The following is a 16,867-nucleotide window of genomic DNA, read 5'->3' as shown; positions in this document are numbered from 1 at the left end:
GTGGGCGGGGCCGACCCAGGCCCGCATTGGGCGGAGGGCAGGCACGAAGTCCACACCCAGAATGCCGCGTTGATTCGAGTCTCTCGAACAGCGCGGCATTTGTTTTGCTTGGAAGTTGCTCGAATTGGTAAGCGTGCCCTAATTGGGCAACTGTTCATCTGATTGTCGTTTCCGTATTGTCCGAATCGTTTACCGTCCGGCTGTGAGCTTGCAGCCCCTTGCCCTCTTTGTGAAGCACGACGGTCAGTCGGCACGTGCCTCCTTGACCTGCGAATACAAATGCGCCAATGCGTGCTTCCACGAAGTCCCCAACACCTCGGCCGGTCAGTATTTCGGCGATATCGTCAGTTCGCTGAATCGGCGTGGGCTGATCAAGGGTGGCGCTGCGGCCGTGCTTGCTGTCGGTGCGGGCAGTGTGCTCGCGGCGTGTGGCGACGAGGTCGCACAGACCGGGTCGTCGAACCCGTCGCCGAGTGGCCCGCCCGGCACCGGCACCGGCTTCACGGCGGTCGCGCCGAACAAAGACGACGCCATCGTGATCCCGGACGGCTACGAGCAGTCCGTCGTGATCCGCTGGGGTGACCCGCTTTTCGCGGACGCACCCGCCTTCGATTTCGAGAAGCAGACCGCCGCCGCGCAGGCCAAGCAGTTCGGCTACAACAACGATTTCGCCGCGTTGCTGCCGATCGAAGGGCAGGCGAATGCCTTCCTGCTCGTGGTCAACCACGAATACACCACGGGCCCACAGATGTTCCGCGGCTACGACAAGGCCAACCCGACCGACGAGCAGATCGATATCACCAAGGCCGCGCACGGCATGGCGGTCGTCGAGGTGCGCGGCGAGTCCGGCACGGGCAAGCTGGTGCCCGCCTTCGGCAAGTACAACCGCAGGATCACCGCGACCACCGAATTCAAGCTCACCGGCCCTGCCGCGGGCAGCGACTTCGTCAAGACCTCGGCCGATCCGAGCGGCACCAAGGTGCTCGGCACCTTCGCCAACTGCGCGGGCGGCGTGACTCCGTGGGGCACTGTGCTTTCCGGTGAAGAGAACTTCAACGGCTACTTCGCCAACGGCGACAAGGTGACCGAGGCGGCCGCGGCCGCGCGGATCAAGCGCTACGGTTTCACCGCGGGCAAGACCCCCAACCAGTGGGAGCGCACCGACAAGCGCTTCGACCTGGCGCAGGAACCCAACGAGGCCAACCGATTCGGCTACGTCGTCGAGGTCGACCCGTGGGATCCGACCTCGACCCCGATCAAGCACACCGCGATGGGCAGGCTCAAGCACGAAGGGGCCACCATCTACGTCACCAAGAACGGTGACGTCGTCTCCTACACCGGCGACGACGAAAAGTTCGACTACATGTACAAATTCGTGTCCTCGCGCAAGGTGCAGTCGGGCGGTGGCGCGTCGAGCATGCGGCACAACCTCACCATCCTGGACGCGGGCACACTGTATGTGGCGAAGCTGACCGGCGACCATGCCGACAAGATCGACGGCACCGGCGCGACGCCGTCGGACAAGGGCTTCACCGGTAAGGGCCAATGGATTCCGCTGTTGGAGACCGGCGCTGACGGCAAGGGCAAGTCGCTGGTCGACGGCATGAGCGCGGAAGAGGTCGCGGTGTTCACCCGGCTGGCCGCCGACAAGGTCGGCGCCACCAAGATGGACCGCCCCGAGGATTTCGAGGCCAACCCGTACACCGGCAAGGTCTACGTGGCGCTGACCAACAACGACAACCGCGGCGCCGAGGGCAAGCAGGCCGCCGACGAGGCGAACCCGCGCAGGCTGAACAAGAACGGCCAGATCCTCGAGATCGACGACCAGCACACCGGCACCACGTTCACCTGGTCGCTGCTGCTGGTCTGCGGCGACCCGAAGGCGGCGGACACCTACTTCGCCGGCTACGACAAGACCAAGGTCAGCCCGATCTCCTGCCCGGACAACCTGGCGTTCGACCCCTACGGCAACCTGTGGATCTCCACCGACGGCAACGCCCTCAAGTCGAACGACGGCCTGTTCTCCGTGGTGCTCGACGGCGCGAATCGCGGTGAGACCAAACAGTTCCTGACGGTGCCGCGCGGCGCGGAGACCTGTGGCCCCGTGGTCACCGAATCGCGGGTCATGGTGTGCGTGCAGCATCCGGGTGAGGCCGATGACGCCACCCCGGACAACCCCCTGTCACACTGGCCGGACGGTGGCAGTGCCCAGCCACGGCCCGCTGTTGCGGTCGTGTGGAAGAAGAACGGCGGCCGGATCGGCGTCTAGCCGGGCAGCCCCACCACCGCGAAACCGCCACTGTACCTGCAGGAGTGGCGGTTTCGTGGTTTCTACATGTTGGCGAAGCGCGCGAAATCGCCTTGGGCGCCGCTGTAGACGTTGAGGTCGGTCGGTCCAGGGATGCCGTCGATGCCGCCGCTGTCGGTGGTCTGCCAGAACGTCCAGGTCGGCCAGCCGCCGGGCACCTCGGGGTGCTCGTTGCCTCGGTAGTCGGCGATCCACAGTGGGTACCTGGTGAATTCGTTCGTGTCGGCCATCGCGGTCCGCCAGAAGTACGGATAGGTGTAGATGATCGGGACCCGGCCGGTCAGCGTCTGCACCGTATTCAGGTACCGGCGCGTCCAATCGATCAGCGCGGCGGGCGGTAGTCCGCCCGTCGTCTCCAGATCGAGCACCGGAGGCAGGTCGAGCGCGCCGTTCTGGCCGAGTACTGCCGTCGCGTAGAGCATGGCCTGCGGTTCCGGTGGCAGGTTCGGCCTGGCGTAGTGATAGGTCCCGCGCGCCACCCCCGCGGCCCGCATGATCAGGCTGTCCGGCACGAAGTACGGGTTGAGATAGCTCACACCCTCGGTGGCCTTCACCATCGCGAAGTCGTGGCCCGCGCGCTTGACCGCGAACCAGTCGATCAGTCGGCCGCCGCCGTGCTGCCAGGACGAGACATCCGGGCCGGTCGGCGCGGCCGCCGCGGTGCCGGACAGTGTTGCCACCAGGATGCCCGATAGCGCGATCAGCGACAGCGCAGCGCCGCGGCGACGAATGGTCGAGCTCCAACGATGGTTGCTCATGACATTCGACGATAGCCATTTGATCTTTATGTGGCCAGTGTTGCGCACGAGGCGATTGCGCAATATTCGCTCGAACGTCGATCGGGCGCAGGCACATCGCCGATGCCGCAGCATTCGGCCCCGCCGATCCAGCCGCTGAGCCGGGGTCGATTCAGCCGAGCCAATCCAGCACCGACGCGGCCGTCCACGACTGCTGCATGCTGCCGAGCGGTTCACCGGTGAACGGCTCGTAGTACTCCGCGAAGCTGCCGTCGCTGGCCTGGCGCAGGCCCTCGGCCCGCAGCATGAACGAGCGCTCCGCCCAGCCGCGCCTGGCGAACACCCAGGAGAACAGCCAGCTCATCACCGGCCACACCGGCCCACGCCAATATTCGCGGGAGCGGAAGTCCCGCGAGACCGGCGACGTCGAGGGCGGCAACGCATAACGCAGATCCGGATGCCCGCAGAAGCGCGGGCCCTCGAACGTGCGCAGCAGGCTGCGCTCGGTATCGCGCGGCAACCCACCGCACAGCAGCGGCGCGAACATCGACAGCGTCTCGGTGCCGATCCAGCGCTGCAGCCGCACATCGAAGTCCCGTGCCGCGCCGGTGCGGGCGTCCGTCGTCGCGATGACACCAGCGCGGAAGCGGTCGGCCCAGGTGTACAGGTCGCGCACGTCGGCGTGCGGCTGCTTGTACTCCTCGCCGATATGCGCGAGCACCTCGCAGGCGAGCGCGAAGATCCCGGTGACGAACACGTCCTCGACGGCGAAGCTCATCGTGGAGGCAAGCAGATAGTCGTCGTAGCCGGCGCGGCGCATCTGCTCGACCAGCCACAGGTATCGGTCGTATTCGCGGTCACTCGGCCGCTGGGTGCGATCGGCGACCACCAGCACGTCCTCGCGGTGGTACGGCGGCAGGTCGCCGGGAATCACGTTGTCGTAGGCGCGATCCCAGCGCGGCGAGTTGTCCATGCCCGATTCCCAGCCGTGATACAGCGTGATCCGGCCGGTCTCCTTCGGGTCGCGCGCGTGCGCCAGCCAGCGGTGCCAGCGCACCAGGTCCGGCCAGCGGCGGTTCAGGAATTCCTCGGCGACCGCGCGGGTGCTGCGGCCGTGCCGCCGGGAGTGGTCGAGGATGCGCTGCACCGCGATGGCGTGCACCGGCGGCTGGGTGATCCCCGAGGTGTCCGGGCCGTCCGGCGCGTTGACCGCCAGCTTGCGGCATTCCCAGCGTGCCGGGCCGGGAAAGTAGCCGTCGACGCCGTTGGCGAAGACGATGTGCGGGATCATCCCGTTCTTCCACTGCGCCGACAACAACGTGTCGAGCTCGATCACGGCCCGCTCCACGCTCAGCGGGGCGAGCCCGACCGCGACGAACGCGGCGTCCCAGCTCCACATGTGCGGATACAGCCGCGGCGCCGCGCTGGTCATGGTGCCCAGATCGTTGCCGCGCAGCAGGTAGGCGGCGCGGGCCGCGAGCTGTGTCGGTGTGAAACCGGGGTGTGCCATCCCCCTATTCTGCGATGCCACCCGCAGGTATGCCCGCTCGGTGGTGGCCTGCTCGGCCTCGATATGCACGCTCGACTGCCCCGTTCGTAATTCAACGCTCGAGATTTTGTGTGGATGCATGGCCATCGTTCATTTTTCGGGTGCCATTACGGTGGTCGCATGACCAATGCCGTGACCAGCCATCCGCAGCCGACCGCGCTGATCACCGGGGCCAGTCGCGGGCTCGGTGCCGCCATCGCCCGTGAGCTCGCGCCGACCCACGATCTGCTGCTCGGCGCCAGGTCCGTCGATGCACTGCGCGACATCATGAAGGAACTGCCCGACGCGACCGGCTGGCCGGTCGACCTGACCGACTATCCGGCGGTGGCGGACGCGACCGCGCCGATCCAGCGGCTGGACGTGCTGGTGCACAGCGCGGGCGTCGCCGACCTGAACAGCATCGCCGAATCGACCGTCGACCAGTGGCGGCACACCTTGGAAGCCAACCTGATCGCGGTCGCGGAGCTGACCAGGCAGCTGCTTCCCGCGCTGCGCGCCGCCAACGGCCATGTGGTGCTGATCAATTCGGGGGCCGGGTTGCGCGCGAACGCGGGCTGGGCCTCCTACGCCGCGAGCAAGTTCGGGCTGCGCGCCTTCGGCGACGCGCTGCGGCTGGAGGAGCCGGCACTGCGGGTGACCTCGATCCATCCCGGACGCATCGACACCGACATGCAGCGCGAGATCATCGCGCACGAGGGGCGGGAATATCGGCCCGAGCAGTTCCTGCGGGCCGAGACCGTCGCGGGCGCGGTGCGCAACGCGGTCGAAACGCCGCGCGACGCGCATCCCACCGAAATCGTGTTGCGGCCGAGTTAGCCGGTGGCCCAGCCTTCCTGGGTCTTGCTCGACGCGGCGGATTTCGGTTCGCTCATGGCGTCGGGGGCGCGCGTACCCGCAGGTGTTGAACAGTTCAGCTCGCGGACAGATTCGGTCGGTATCGTGCCGCTGTTTTGCATAGTCGCCGCGCTGAGCGCCGGGCGGCGATGTTCGAGAGTGGGGAAGTTGTGGATAGACGTCGGATGGTGCAGCTGCTCGCGGGCGGCACCGCGGCAGTGTTGGCCGGATGTGCGGTCGCCGAGGGCGATCCGATCAACAGCGGGTCGGCGGGGAGCGGGCCGCTGGCGCCGCCCGCCCCGTCCCGGCTGTTGCCGCCGCCCGGCGGACCGAAGACACCGATTCCCGCCGCGACCATCACCGCGCTGCCCGGGCCGGGCACCAGCATGGCCTTGACGGTGGACGACGGGGCGAGCCCGGAGGTGGTCGGCGCGTACATCAAGTTCGCCAGGGACACCGGCGCCCGGTTCACCTTCTTCGTCACCGCGTATTACGACTCGTGGTCGATCCACCGGGACGCGTTGCGGCCCCTCGTCGATTCCGGTCAGATCCAGCTCGCCAACCACACCTGGGACCACCCCGACCTGACCAAGGTGTCCGCCGGTGCGGTGGCCGGCCAGCTGGAGCGGGCGAAGACGTTCCTGCGCAACAACTTCGGCGTGGACGGCACCCCGTACTACCGGCCGCCGTTCGGCAGGCACAACGGCACCGTCGATCGGGTGGCGGCCGACCTCGGCTACACGGTGCCGACCATGTGGTACGGCTCGCTCTCGGACTCCGGCGTGATCACCGAGGAGTACCTGATCGAGTGCGCGCGCAGGTACTTTCACCCGCAGACCATCATCATCGGGCACGCCAACGCGCCCGCGGTCACGCACTGCTACGGCCAGCTCGTCGACATCATCAAAGAGCGCAACCTCTCGATGGTCACCCTCAACGACGTGCTGCTGCCGCCGCGCTGACCCCGAAATCCGCACTCCTTCCGCGCATCCGCACTCGTTCTGGCAGCCCAGAAGCGGTGCGGATCCACAGAAAGGGTGCGGATCCGGTCGGCGGCGAGCCGTCAGGCGACGATGTTGATGAGTCTGCCTGGCACGACGATCAGTTTGCGCGGCGGTGCGCCGTTCAGCAGCGCGGCAACCTTCTCGTCGGCCAGCGCCGCCGCCTCGATGGCGGCGTTGTCGGCGTCGGCCGCGACCTGAATCCGGCTGCGCACCTTGCCGTTCACTTGAATCGGGTACTCGACCGACTCGTCGACGAGCAGCGCGGGATCGGCCACCGGGAACGGTCCGTGAGCCAGCGACTCGGTGTGGCCCAAGCGTTCCCACAGCTCCTCCGCGATGTGTGGGGACAGCGGGGCAAGCATCAACACCAGCGGCTCGACCACCGACCGGGGCGCACCGTCCGGGTAGGTCTTGGTGAGGTGGTTGGTCAGCTCGATGAGCTTCGCGCCCGCCGTGTTGTCGCGCAACAACACGTAGTCCTCTTCGACACCGGCGATCGTCTTGTGCAGCAGGCGCAGCGTTTCCGGGGCAGGCTCAGCTTCGCTGACCCTGGTGCCGCCGGTCTCCTCGTCCACCGTCAGTCGCCACACCCGCTGCAGGAACCGGTGCGCGCCGACGACATCCTTGGTCGCCCACGGCCGCGAGCTGTCCAGCGGGCCCATCGACATCTCGTAGAACCGGAAGGTGTCCGCGCCGTACAGGTCGTACATCTCGTCCGGCGAGACCGCGTTCTTCAGCGACTTGCCGATCTTGCCGTACTCCTGGAACACCTCGATCTCGGTGCCTGCGTCGGTCCAGAAGAACTTGCCGCCCCGCTCGACGACCTCGGCCGCAGGCACGTACGCCCCACGCGCGTCGGTGTAGGCGTATGCCTGAATGTAGCCCTGGTTGAACAGCTTTCGGTACGGCTCGGAACCGCTGACGTCGCCGAGGTCGAACAGCACCTTCTGCCAGAACCGCGCGTACAGCAGGTGCAGCACCGCGTGTTCCATACCGCCGATGTACAGATCGACGCCGCCCGGATCGTTAGGGCCGTGCTCGGCCGTGCGCGGGCCGAGCCAGTACTGCTCGTTCTCCTTGGCGCAGAACGTCTCGGTGTTGGTCGGGTCGGCGTAGCGCAGCTGATACCAGGAGCTGCCTGCCCAGTTGGGCATCACATTGGTGTCGCGGCGGTACCGCTTGACGCCCTCGCCCAGGTCGAGCTCGACGTACACCCAGTCGGTGGCCTTGGCCAGCGGCGGCGACGGCTCGGAGTCGGCGTCGTTCGGGTCGAAGGTGACCGGCGCGAAATCGTCGAGTTCCGGAAGTTGCACCGGCAGCATGGATTCCGGCAGCGCGTGCGGCCGGTCGTGCTCGTCGAAGACGATCGGGAACGGCTCGCCCCAGTAGCGCTGGCGTGCGAACAGCCAGTCGCGCAACTTGTACTGGATGGTGCCCTTGCCGTGGCCCTCGGTCTCCAGCTTGGCGACGATGGTCGCCTTGGCCTCGTCCACGGACAGGCCGTCGAGGTAGCCGGAGTTCACCAGCTCGCCGTCGCCCGAGTAGGCGGCCTCGGTGATATCGCCGCCGGAGATGACCTCGACGATCGGCAGGCCGAGCACCGAGGCGAATTCCCAGTCGCGTTGATCGTGGCCGGGCACCGCCATGATCGCGCCGGTGCCGTAGCCGCTCAGCACGTAGTCGGCGATGAAGACCGGCACGGCCTGGCCGTTGGCCGGGTTGGTGGCGTAGGTGCCGAGGAAGACGCCGGTCTTCTCCTTGTTCTCCTGACGCTCCAGATCCGACTTGGCGACGATCGACTTGCGGTAGGCCGCAACGGCATCCGCGGGGTTCGCGGCGTTGCCGTTGGTCCAGCGCGGATCGACGCCCTCGGGCCATGCGGCCGCGGTCAGCGTGTCGACCAGCTCGTGCTCCGGGGACAGCACGACATAGGTCGCGCCGAACAAGGTGTCGGGCCGGGTGGTGAAGACCTCGATCTGCTCGCCTGCGGCATCGAACTTCACCTGTGCGCCGCGCGAACGCCCGATCCAGTTGCGCTGCATCGCCTTCACCTGATCCGACCAGTCCAGGTGGTCCAGGTCGTCGATCAGCCGGTCGGCATAGGCGGTGATCCGCATCATCCACTGCCACAGGCGCTTACGGAAGACCGGGAAGTTGCCGCGCTCACTGCGGCCGTCGGCGGTGACCTCTTCGTTCGACAGCACCGTGCCGAGGCCGGGGCACCAGTTGACCATCGAATCGGTCAGGTACACCAGGCGATACGAGTCGAGCAGCGCGCCGCGTTCGGCGGGGGACAGGTCGGCCCACGACCCGCCGTCCGGGACCTGCCGTGCGCCACTGGCGAATTGGTCTTCGAGCTCCGTGATGGGGCGGGCGCGATCCAATTCCTGGTCGTACCAGGAGTTGTAGATGCGCAGGAAGATCCACTGGGTCCACCGGTAGTACTCGGGATCGGTGGTCGCGAACGAGCGCCTGCTGTCGTGGCCCAGGCCGAGCCTGCCCAATTGGCGCTGCATGTTGGCGATATTCGACTCGGTCGTCACCCTGGGGTGTGCGCCGGTCTGCACCGCGTACTGCTCGGCGGGCAGGCCGAAGGCGTCGAAGCCGAGGGCGTGCAGCACATTGCGGCCGTGCATCCGGTGAAAGCGCGCGAACACATCGGTGGCGATGTAGCCGAGCGGATGCCCGACGTGCAGGCCCGCCCCGGACGGGTACGGGAACATGTCTTGGATGAACAGTTTGTCCGTCGGCGTTTCACCCGCGAGCGGACCGACCGGGTTGGGCGCATGGAAGGTTCCGCGCTCCGCCCACGTCCGCTGCCACCGCTGTTCGATGCGGCCGGCAAGCTCGGCGTTGTACCGGTGCTCGGGTACATCGCTATCGGTTGCACGAGTGTCCTGCACGGTCCTGCCTTCTTGTCATCGTCGATCCCCGACAAACTTCGTCTATCAGGGTAGAACGTGTGCACCGCAGTACCGAAAATCGGGCTGTGCCGACTCCGTCGGCGTGTCCGCTCCGGTGCTGTGATCCGGGTTACCTGCCCGTCGGTATGTGACTGCGGCGCACCGGATTCCCGGCACTCGCGGGTTGGCGTTCGCCTTCGGGCGGAGCCGACAATGCATTGGGTTGCTACATTCCCGCCCGGGAGCGGCGCAATGTGGAAAACGCTCGTCCGGTGTGTGGCAGGCCGAGTGCCGAACGGTTGCGGGGGAGTGGCCGACGCTCCTCCGCTACCGATGCGCTAGCCTGCATGGGTGTTCGTCGTCGCTCTGCTCCTGTTCGTGCTGGCCCTGGTGGCCGTCACCACCGGTGCGCTCGGGATGATCGGCAGGCTGCCGCGCAACCGCTTTGTCGGAGTGCACACCGAGGCCGCGCTGTCCGACGCCGAGACCTTCCGCGTCGCGAATCGGATCGCCGCCCCCACCTCGCTGGCCGCCGGAGCCCTGCTCTTCGCCGGTGGTCTCGTCGCACTCGCCGCGAGCGGCATCGTCTCGATCCTCGTCGCCGCGGGCGCGGGCGTCATCGCCCTGTTCACCCTCGGCGCCGGAGCCAACGCCGCCGCCTCGACCGCCGAAGCCCTCGCCCCGCCCGCCGAAGTCGGTGGCTGCGGCAGTGCCTGTGGCGCCTGCTCGTTGCGCGACGCCTGCCAGCCCGCGAGCTGATTTCGCCGTCGATCACCCGAGCCGTTCCGGCTTGTCGATGAACAGATCGGTATCCGTCTTCGAATCCTGTTGGCAGCGGTATGAGCTGGTCCCATACTGAGGGCGGCAGTACTGGCTCTATTCCGGGGTGGATATGGGTGTGATCGACCGGAGCGTCGCGGCGAGCTCCGAATTTCTTGTTTCGGCGGGCGATACCTGGGGGATATCGGGACCCGAATTCCTGCGGCTCTATCTGCTGTTCGTTGTGCTTGCGGTGCTACTCGGTATTTGGCTTCGGCTACGGGTGACCCGCGGGGCCATCGAAACTCAGGGAATCGCCCAACCCGGTAGCGAGTTGTCGGCGCCCGAAGTGGCGATGCTGTTCGACGACAAGCGTGCGGTGCTGACCGCGCTGGCGCAGCTGCGCAGTCGGGACCTCATCGACTCGGCCGCCGCGCCGTGGCGGCCGATGGAGCAGGTGGACCGGCAGGGCCTGGACCCGTTCACGCTGTCGGTGTACGAGCGGATCACCTCGGGAACCAAACCGACCGTTGTCTCGCTCACCGCGGGATCGTCGGCGGACGTCCGGCAGCTGCGCGACTCGATGATCAAACGGGGGTACTTTCCCGACGCGGACTTCCGGCGCAAGCTGTGGGATGCCGGGCTGCCGGTGCTGATCGTCGGCGGCGTCGGCGTGGTGCGGTTCATCGCCGGAACCTTGAATGACAATCCCGTTGCCTTCCTGGTCCTCGCGCTGCTTGTGCAGGCTCTCTGCTACTGGTTCCTGACGGGCAAGCCGCGGCTGACCCCGCTCGGCCGGTTGGCCAGGACGAACGCGATGCGCACCAACGGGCACCTGCGGCCGTCGAATTCGCCCGCCTACGCCACCTACGGCGTCAACAGTGCCGCGCTCGCGGCCGCGATCTTCGGCGGTGCCGCGCTGATCTCGCTCGATCCCGGCTTCGCGCAAGCCGTTGAGCCGCCGAGCTCATCGGGTGGCAGCGACGGCGGTGGTGGCAGCGACGGCGGCGGTGGTGGCTGCGGTGGGGGTGGCTGCGGAGGTGGCTGTGGCGGCTGACGGCATGCAGCCATGACGGGACCGCTCCGCGACGGCGCGCTCGGCATCGGCTGGCGGCCGGAGATCTGCGGGGTGATCGCGGAACTGGACGGGCTCGGATTCGTGGAGGTGATCGCGGAATCGCTGCCCGCGCGCCCGGCCGGTCGACGAGGTGCGGAGATCGCGATCCCCGCCGAGCTGACGGCGTTGCTCGACCGCGAGGTTGCTGTTGTGCCGCACGGCATTTCGTTGTCCCTCGGCGGTGCGGACCCGGTGGACGAGCAGCGGATCGAGCAGCTCGCCGCCTGCGCCCGTGCGCTCGGCGCGCCCTTGGTGAGCGAGCATGTCGCGTTCGTCCGAGCCGGTGGACTCGAAGCCGGGCACCTGCTGCCGGTGCCGCGTTCGAAGGCTGCGCTCAATGTGTTGGCGCGCAACATCTCCCGCACCCAGGAAGCTCTCGACGTGCCGCTCGCCGTCGAGAACATCGCGGCGCTGTTCGACTGGCCCGAGGACGAATACACCGAGGCCGAGTTCCTCACCGAGCTGATCGACCGCACCGGTGTATACCTTCTTCTCGACATCGCCAACGTCTACGCGAACGCCCGCAACCGCCACCGCGACCCCCTCGCCGAACTGCTGCGGCTGCCCGCCGAGCGGATCGCCTACTGTCACGTCGCGGGCGGGCACGAGGCCGACGGCCGCTATCACGACACCCATACGCACCCTGTTCCCGCCGAAGTCCTCACTCTCGTAGGAGAATTCGCCACCAGCCGCCCGGTGCCGTTGATGCTGGAGCGAGACGGCAACTATCCACCCGCTGCCGAACTGCTCGACGAACTCGACGCCATCGCCGCGGCCGCGGACCGCCCGTCGCTCACCGGCCGAGCCCGATCGGCACACCAGTGACCTCGCCACCGAGGCGCGAGGCCGAGGTGCTCGCCGAACGGCAGGCAGAGCTGGTCCGCGCGTTGGTGTCCGGTGGTCCGACGCCTCCCGGTTTCGATACCGAGGCCGTCGCCGCCGCTGCTCGCGCCTTACTGCACAAGCGCGCACGCGACGTGGCCCGCCGTTATCCACAACTGGCGCACGCCTGCGGCGACGACTTCGTCCCCCGCTTCGCCGCCTGGGCTGTCACCGTTCCGAAGACCTCCACCGCAACGGACGCAACAGCTTTCGCCGAACATGCAGGCCTGGCAACCACCCTCGTCGGTGGCCGACCCCGCCGACGCTTGGCCTCGCTCCTCCGCCGCAGCTAGCTACGGCAGGCTACTCGCGGTGGTTTGTGTTGCGAGGTCGAGGGATTCGCCTGGCGCCAGGACGGTGACGTGCGTGTCGAGATCCGCTGCGGCTGCCTGGAACTTGACCAGTGAGTCGTCGACTTCGACATAGAACGGTGGTCGATCGAGGCCGAAGTGGATCGGCACCAAGGTACGGGCACCGAGGATGTGGCCTGCCATGGCAGCCTGCTCGGGGGTGAGGACAGCGGGCAGCGGGCTGGCTGGTTGGAGGTGTGGAAAGTTCACGGCCGCACCGTTTATCGGGAGGAACGCGGCGTCGAAGGGGCCGCAGCGGCGGGCGATCAGCCACCAGAGGCCGTGGAAGATGGTGTCGCCGCCGTGGAAGATGCGGTTGCCGCCCGCGCCGACGACCCAGTTCACCTGGGGGTCGCCGAGGCCGTCCACGGCGGGGACAGCGGTGACGTCGAAGGGGCCGAGGGTGACGGATTCCCATTCCGTCATCACCCGTGTCGCCAGTTCGGCTGCGGCGAAACCTTTTTCGGCCGCCGCAGTCCAGAAGACGTCGTCGTCGGTGCCTGCCATCGGGGCCGGGCGCAGCACGACCCCGTCGGCGGCGAGGATTGTGCGCAACGCGGGTGGATCGGCATGGTCGGAATGCAGGTGGGTGACCAGCGCGGCGATGGCCGTGCCCGGATGCTGTGGCGTCGTCAGTGCGTCGTCCGGTAGGGCACTGCGTAACGGCTCGCTGTCCTGTACCGCGTCGATCACCAGCGTTGCGCCTTCGACTTCGATCTCCAGGCCTGCCCAGCCGAGTCGGCGGATCTTCATGTGTCGTCCCTTCATTCGCGCGTGTGATCGAAGTTTACGGACGATCGTTCGTATTTACTAGCTATGCGTACCAGCTTGAAGGTGTGAGCAAGTACGTACTCTTCGACCCGGGGTCGGGACGAGCTTGGCGTTAGCCTGAGCTGTGCGATTCCTCAGCAAGTTCTATATAGACGGATTCATCCTGGCGATCCTCGCCTCCGTCGCGCTGGCCAGTGTTTTTCCCGCTCGGGGCACGGCTGCCGACGTCGTCGACGTGCTGACGAAGATTGCCATCGCATTGCTCTTCCTGCTGTACGGCACCCGTCTCTCGCCGAAGGAGGCGTGGGCGGGCCTGACGCACTGGCGGTTGCACACCGTCGTCCTGGCGTGCACATTCCTGCTGTTCCCGTTGCTCGGGCTGGCCGCGCGGTTCCTGGTGCCGAGCGTGCTGACCGACGACCTCTACACCGGCCTGCTGTTCCTGTGCCTGGTGCCGTCCACCGTGCAGTCCTCCATCGCCTTCACCTCGATCGCGAAAGGCAATGTGCCAGGCGCGATCGTGAGCGCGACCGCGTCGAACCTGCTCGGCGTCTTCGTCACGCCGCTGCTGGTCATCCTGTTGATGAACACGACAGGCCACGCCAGCGTCGACTTCTCCTCGGTCGGCGACATCGTGTTGCAGCTGCTGGTGCCCTTCGCGATCGGCCAGCTGATCCGGCCGAAGGTGATCGGCGTCCTGCGCAGGTACGCCGAGCCGACGAAGCTGGTCGACCGCGGTTCGATCCTGCTCGTCGTCTACAGCGCGTTCAGCGCGGGCATGGTGGAGGGCATCTGGCACATGCTGTCCCCGTGGCGAATTGTCGCGCTCGCCGCCGTGTGCTGTGTGCTGCTCGCCGTCATCATCGGCGTGACCATGCTGATCGGCCGGTTCGCGGGCTTCTCCCGCGAAGACCGGATCGTGATCGTCTTCTGCGGCTCGAAGAAGAGCCTCGCCACCGGCCTCCCCATGGCGACAGTCCTTTTCGCCAGTCAGCCGATCGGCCTCATCGTCCTCCCGCTGATGATGTTCCACCAGATCCAGCTGATCACTTGCGCCGCCCTCGCCCAGCGCTGGGCGAAAACCGCGGAGCCCGAACCGGAACCGGAACCGGTCGACTAGACCCAATGCCGGGCGGTCGAGGGATCAGTGTGGGCGCAGATGCGGCCTGGGAGTGGCTCCCGTCGGCCCGGTTGGTCGCGGACATGTCTCAGCGGACTGGCGTGCCGTCTTCGTTGGTGCGGGTGGGGCACTCGTGCATCATGAGCAGGTCGATGCTGTCGCGTCGGGTGAGCGCATTCTGCAGGCCGGAGACGAGGACTTCACCGCAGTGGCCGCACGAGTAGCTGATGCCGTCGGCGTCGTCCTCGACCAGGTCAGGAGCGTCTTCATCAGCCTCGGCGTCTTCGTCGGCTCCGGCGTCGCAGCTGGTGTTCCACTTGACCGTCAGCACCTCGTGACCGAACAGATACAGGCCGATTGATTTCATGCTCTCCCCTTGTACCGCACCCTGATCCCGCGTCGTGAACCCGTGGACGCCGGGATCGCAAGCGGCCGGGTACACGGCGCATCACACTAGCGCAGCGCCGCCAGAGCCTGCAGCACCGCGCGGTCGGCATCGGGATCGCCGACCGAGATGCGGGCACTCCCATCGGGATACGCCTTCGCCGCGATGCCTGCGCGCCGCAGCGCCGTCGCTACGCCGGGACCAGGCAGGAACAGGAAGTTCGCCTGACTGGGCGGCGCCGTGATGCCGCAGCGCCGCAACGCGGCGCGCAACGCCTCCCGCTCGGTGGTGATGTGCATGATGCGCGCGGCGAGTTCGGGTTCGGCGGCGTAGGACGCGGCAACCGCGGCCGACGCCGCCGAACTCACCCCGAACGGCAATTGCAGCCTGCGCACCCCGGTGATGATCTCGCGCCTGCCGAAGGCGTAGCCGATGCGCAGCCCGGCCAGCCCGTACGCCTTCGAGAAGGTGCGCAGCACCAGCAGATTCGGGTGCCGGTTCAGCAGCGCGAAGATGTCCAATTGGTCGGCGGCGCCGACGAACTCGACGTACGCCTCGTCCAGGATCACCGGCACTCGGGCAGGCACGTCGCACAGGAACGCCTTCAGCGCGCTCACGGGTAGCACCGTGCCGGTCGGGTTGTGCGGACGGCACACCACCACCAACCCGGTGCGCTTGTCGATGGCCTTGGTCATCGCCACCAGATCCTGGTTGCCGCTCGGGTCGAGCGGCACCGGAACCACCTCGAGCCCGGCCATCTCGGCCATGATCGGGTAGCCGTCGAAGGTCGGCGTCGCACAGACCAGGCCTGCGCCCGGTGTGGTCAGCGACTGCATGATCTGCAGCGCCACCCCGGTCGCGCCGGACCCGACCACCACCTGATCCTGCTGCACGCCCAGATGCTGGGCGATCAGCGTCGGCAGCCGCGTCGGCAGGAACTCGGGATACCGATTCGCCTGCGCCAGTGTGGCGTTCACCGCACGGAGTACTGAAGGTAGTGGCGGGAAGGGATTTTCGCTCAGCGTCAGGTCGAACCGATGCCGCGTCGAGGAGACGCCGCGCTGTCGCGACGGCGTTGTCTCATCGATCAGGGACATGCTCACCGTGCCGCACCCCAGCGGACGGCCGCTGCGCCCGCGAAGTCACCGGCATGCGCGAACGCCGAAAGCAAAACGACCGAGCCGTTGCGCAGCCTGCCCGCCTGGTTCTCGATGTCCAGCGTCACCGGAATGCCTGCGGCGAACAGGTTTCCGCACTGGTCGAAGGTGTCGGGATGCCGTTCGGCGGGCAGCTCGAGCGCGTCGTGCCAGTTGCGCAGGAACAGCCGGTTCGGCTGATTGGTGACGAAGGTGTCGATGTCGCGGCCCTTCACCCCGATCCGATCGCACACCGCGAGCGCCACTTCCGGCACCAGCCGGTTGCCGCGGGCGAACACCTTGGTGATCTTCGATTCGGTGAAGTTCAAGCAGCCCTGACCTTCGCCCGGCTCCCAGTACTTGCGGCCACTGTCGGTCGTGAAATTCATGTCTCCCGAGAATTCGGGGTAGGTGCGGCATTCGATGTCGAGGATCGGCGCGCTGTCGTCCTTGACCAGCAGGCCGACGCCACACCCGTCGCCGGGAATCGGCGCCTGCGCCAGCTTGCGGATCTCGGACTGGGTGAAGATCGGGCCCGCGCAGTTCTGGGTCGCCGCGATCAACGCCGTGCGCGCGTCGGTCGTCTGCAAGATCATCCGAGCCAGCGACATCATGTGCACGAACGCGGCACAGCCGCCGTTGCGGACGTCGTAGGCGAAGCTCGGCCGGGCACCGATCCGCTTGGCGACCTCGGGCCCGCAGCCCGTCACCGGATTGGTCGGCATCTGGGTGTGCGTGATCAGTACGTCGATGTTCGAAAGATATTGCGCCCCATGGCGTTCTATCAGCGGGGCGATGGCGCGCTCGATCATGTCGACGTCGCTCTCGTCCTGGCCGACATGGTGGCGGGCCTTGGGGGACCGGAACATCACGTTCTTGGCCATCCGGTCCGAGCGGGAGAACTGGGTGAAGTATTCGGTGCCGACCGGCTCGCCCGGCAGGTAGCTGGCGACGTCGACCAGGCTGACCGCAGGGAGCGCGGAGGCGCGGGGATCGGTGGGGATCATGCGGA

Annotated in this window: 15 protein-coding genes; 8 read left to right on the top strand and 7 right to left on the bottom strand. The window is 67.3% G+C overall.

The features are described 5' to 3' along the window. Positions 1-202 precede the first annotated feature (202 nt). Positions 203-2,269, top strand: a complete 2,067-nt coding sequence (locus ACGFNJ_RS03425) for a PhoX family protein (protein WP_393442881.1) — start codon at positions 203-205, stop codon at positions 2,267-2,269. 62 nt (positions 2,270-2,331) lie between these two features. Here ACGFNJ_RS03425 and ACGFNJ_RS03420 read toward each other — a convergent pair whose 3' ends face one another. Together ACGFNJ_RS03420 and ACGFNJ_RS03415 are read right to left on the bottom strand one after the other, a co-directional pair. After that, the gene (locus tag ACGFNJ_RS03420; protein ID WP_393442879.1) at positions 2,332-3,066 is read right to left on the bottom strand and encodes a glycoside hydrolase family 25 protein; all 735 of its coding nucleotides are present in this window, start codon (positions 3,064-3,066) and stop codon (positions 2,332-2,334) included. 151 nt (positions 3,067-3,217) lie between these two features. Continuing rightward, on the bottom strand, positions 3,218-4,555 hold the full coding sequence (locus tag ACGFNJ_RS03415; RefSeq protein ID WP_069161421.1) for a glycogen debranching protein: 1,338 nt from the start codon (positions 4,553-4,555) through the stop codon (positions 3,218-3,220). 159 nt (positions 4,556-4,714) lie between these two features. On the opposite strand from ACGFNJ_RS03415, the gene ACGFNJ_RS03410 reads away from it, so the two are divergent. Both ACGFNJ_RS03410 and ACGFNJ_RS03405 read left to right on the top strand, forming a co-directional pair. Next, positions 4,715-5,410, top strand: coding sequence for an SDR family oxidoreductase (locus ACGFNJ_RS03410; protein WP_393442877.1), 696 nt, complete (start codon positions 4,715-4,717; stop codon positions 5,408-5,410). Between the two features lie 203 nt (positions 5,411-5,613). After that, on the top strand, positions 5,614-6,390 hold the full coding sequence (locus ACGFNJ_RS03405; RefSeq protein ID WP_393442875.1) for a polysaccharide deacetylase family protein: 777 nt from the start codon (positions 5,614-5,616) through the stop codon (positions 6,388-6,390). A 101-nt stretch (positions 6,391-6,491) separates the two neighbouring features. On the opposite strand, the gene leuS is transcribed toward ACGFNJ_RS03405, so the two are convergent. Further along, positions 6,492-9,335 (bottom strand): leucine--tRNA ligase, encoded by a 2,844-nt coding sequence (leuS, locus tag ACGFNJ_RS03400; RefSeq protein WP_393442873.1) that lies wholly within the window; start codon positions 9,333-9,335, stop codon positions 6,492-6,494. A 351-nt stretch (positions 9,336-9,686) separates the two neighbouring features. Here leuS and ACGFNJ_RS03395 point away from each other — a divergent pair, with 351 nt between their 5' ends. From ACGFNJ_RS03395 to ACGFNJ_RS03380, 4 genes are all read left to right on the top strand, one after another. Further along, positions 9,687-10,094 carry an SdpI family protein gene (locus tag ACGFNJ_RS03395; protein ID WP_393442871.1) on the top strand — a complete coding sequence of 136 codons (408 nt, stop codon included), beginning with the start codon at positions 9,687-9,689 and terminating at the stop codon, positions 10,092-10,094. A 133-nt stretch (positions 10,095-10,227) separates the two neighbouring features. Then, a complete protein-coding gene (locus tag ACGFNJ_RS03390) occupies positions 10,228-11,151 on the top strand; it encodes a TIGR04222 domain-containing membrane protein (protein ID WP_393442869.1) in 924 nt (307 codons plus the stop codon). Between the two features lie 12 nt (positions 11,152-11,163). Then, positions 11,164-12,036: a DUF692 domain-containing protein gene (locus ACGFNJ_RS03385; protein WP_393442867.1), complete on the top strand. Its 873-nt coding sequence runs from the start codon at positions 11,164-11,166 to the stop codon at positions 12,034-12,036. After that, positions 12,033-12,386, top strand: a complete 354-nt coding sequence (locus tag ACGFNJ_RS03380; protein ID WP_393442865.1) for a hypothetical protein — start codon at positions 12,033-12,035, stop codon at positions 12,384-12,386. The genes ACGFNJ_RS03385 and ACGFNJ_RS03380 overlap by 4 nt, the downstream gene beginning before the upstream one ends. On the opposite strand, the gene ACGFNJ_RS03375 is transcribed toward ACGFNJ_RS03380, so the two are convergent. After that, positions 12,387-13,196: an MBL fold metallo-hydrolase gene (locus ACGFNJ_RS03375; protein WP_393442863.1), complete on the bottom strand. Its 810-nt coding sequence runs from the start codon at positions 13,194-13,196 to the stop codon at positions 12,387-12,389. 142 nt (positions 13,197-13,338) lie between these two features. Between ACGFNJ_RS03375 and ACGFNJ_RS03370 the strand changes: the two genes are divergently transcribed. Beyond that, positions 13,339-14,334, top strand: a complete 996-nt coding sequence (locus tag ACGFNJ_RS03370) for a bile acid:sodium symporter family protein (RefSeq protein WP_393442861.1) — start codon at positions 13,339-13,341, stop codon at positions 14,332-14,334. An 88-nt stretch (positions 14,335-14,422) separates the two neighbouring features. On the opposite strand, the gene ACGFNJ_RS03365 is transcribed toward ACGFNJ_RS03370, so the two are convergent. The 3 genes from ACGFNJ_RS03365 to ACGFNJ_RS03355 all read right to left on the bottom strand — a co-directional run bounded on the left by ACGFNJ_RS03365 (position 14,423) and on the right by ACGFNJ_RS03355 (position 16,862). Then, positions 14,423-14,701, bottom strand: a complete 279-nt coding sequence (locus ACGFNJ_RS03365) for a hypothetical protein (protein WP_393442859.1) — start codon at positions 14,699-14,701, stop codon at positions 14,423-14,425. A gap of 86 nt (positions 14,702-14,787) precedes the next feature. After that, complete coding sequence (locus ACGFNJ_RS03360; RefSeq protein WP_393443739.1) at positions 14,788-15,816, bottom strand: aminotransferase class I/II-fold pyridoxal phosphate-dependent enzyme; 1,029 nt, start codon at positions 15,814-15,816, stop codon at positions 14,788-14,790. 2 nt (positions 15,817-15,818) lie between these two features. Further along, positions 15,819-16,862 (bottom strand): 3-oxoacyl-ACP synthase III family protein, encoded by a 1,044-nt coding sequence (locus ACGFNJ_RS03355; protein WP_393442857.1) that lies wholly within the window; start codon positions 16,860-16,862, stop codon positions 15,819-15,821. Between the last annotated feature and the right edge of the window lie 5 nt (positions 16,863-16,867).

It is taken from the genome of Nocardia sp. NPDC049149 (assembly GCF_043197455.1).
In the GTDB taxonomy this organism is placed as follows: domain Bacteria; phylum Actinomycetota; class Actinomycetes; order Mycobacteriales; family Mycobacteriaceae; genus Nocardia.
Note: the sequence above shows the minus strand (reverse complement) of the source record. Positions and strands in the feature narration are given on the sequence as shown.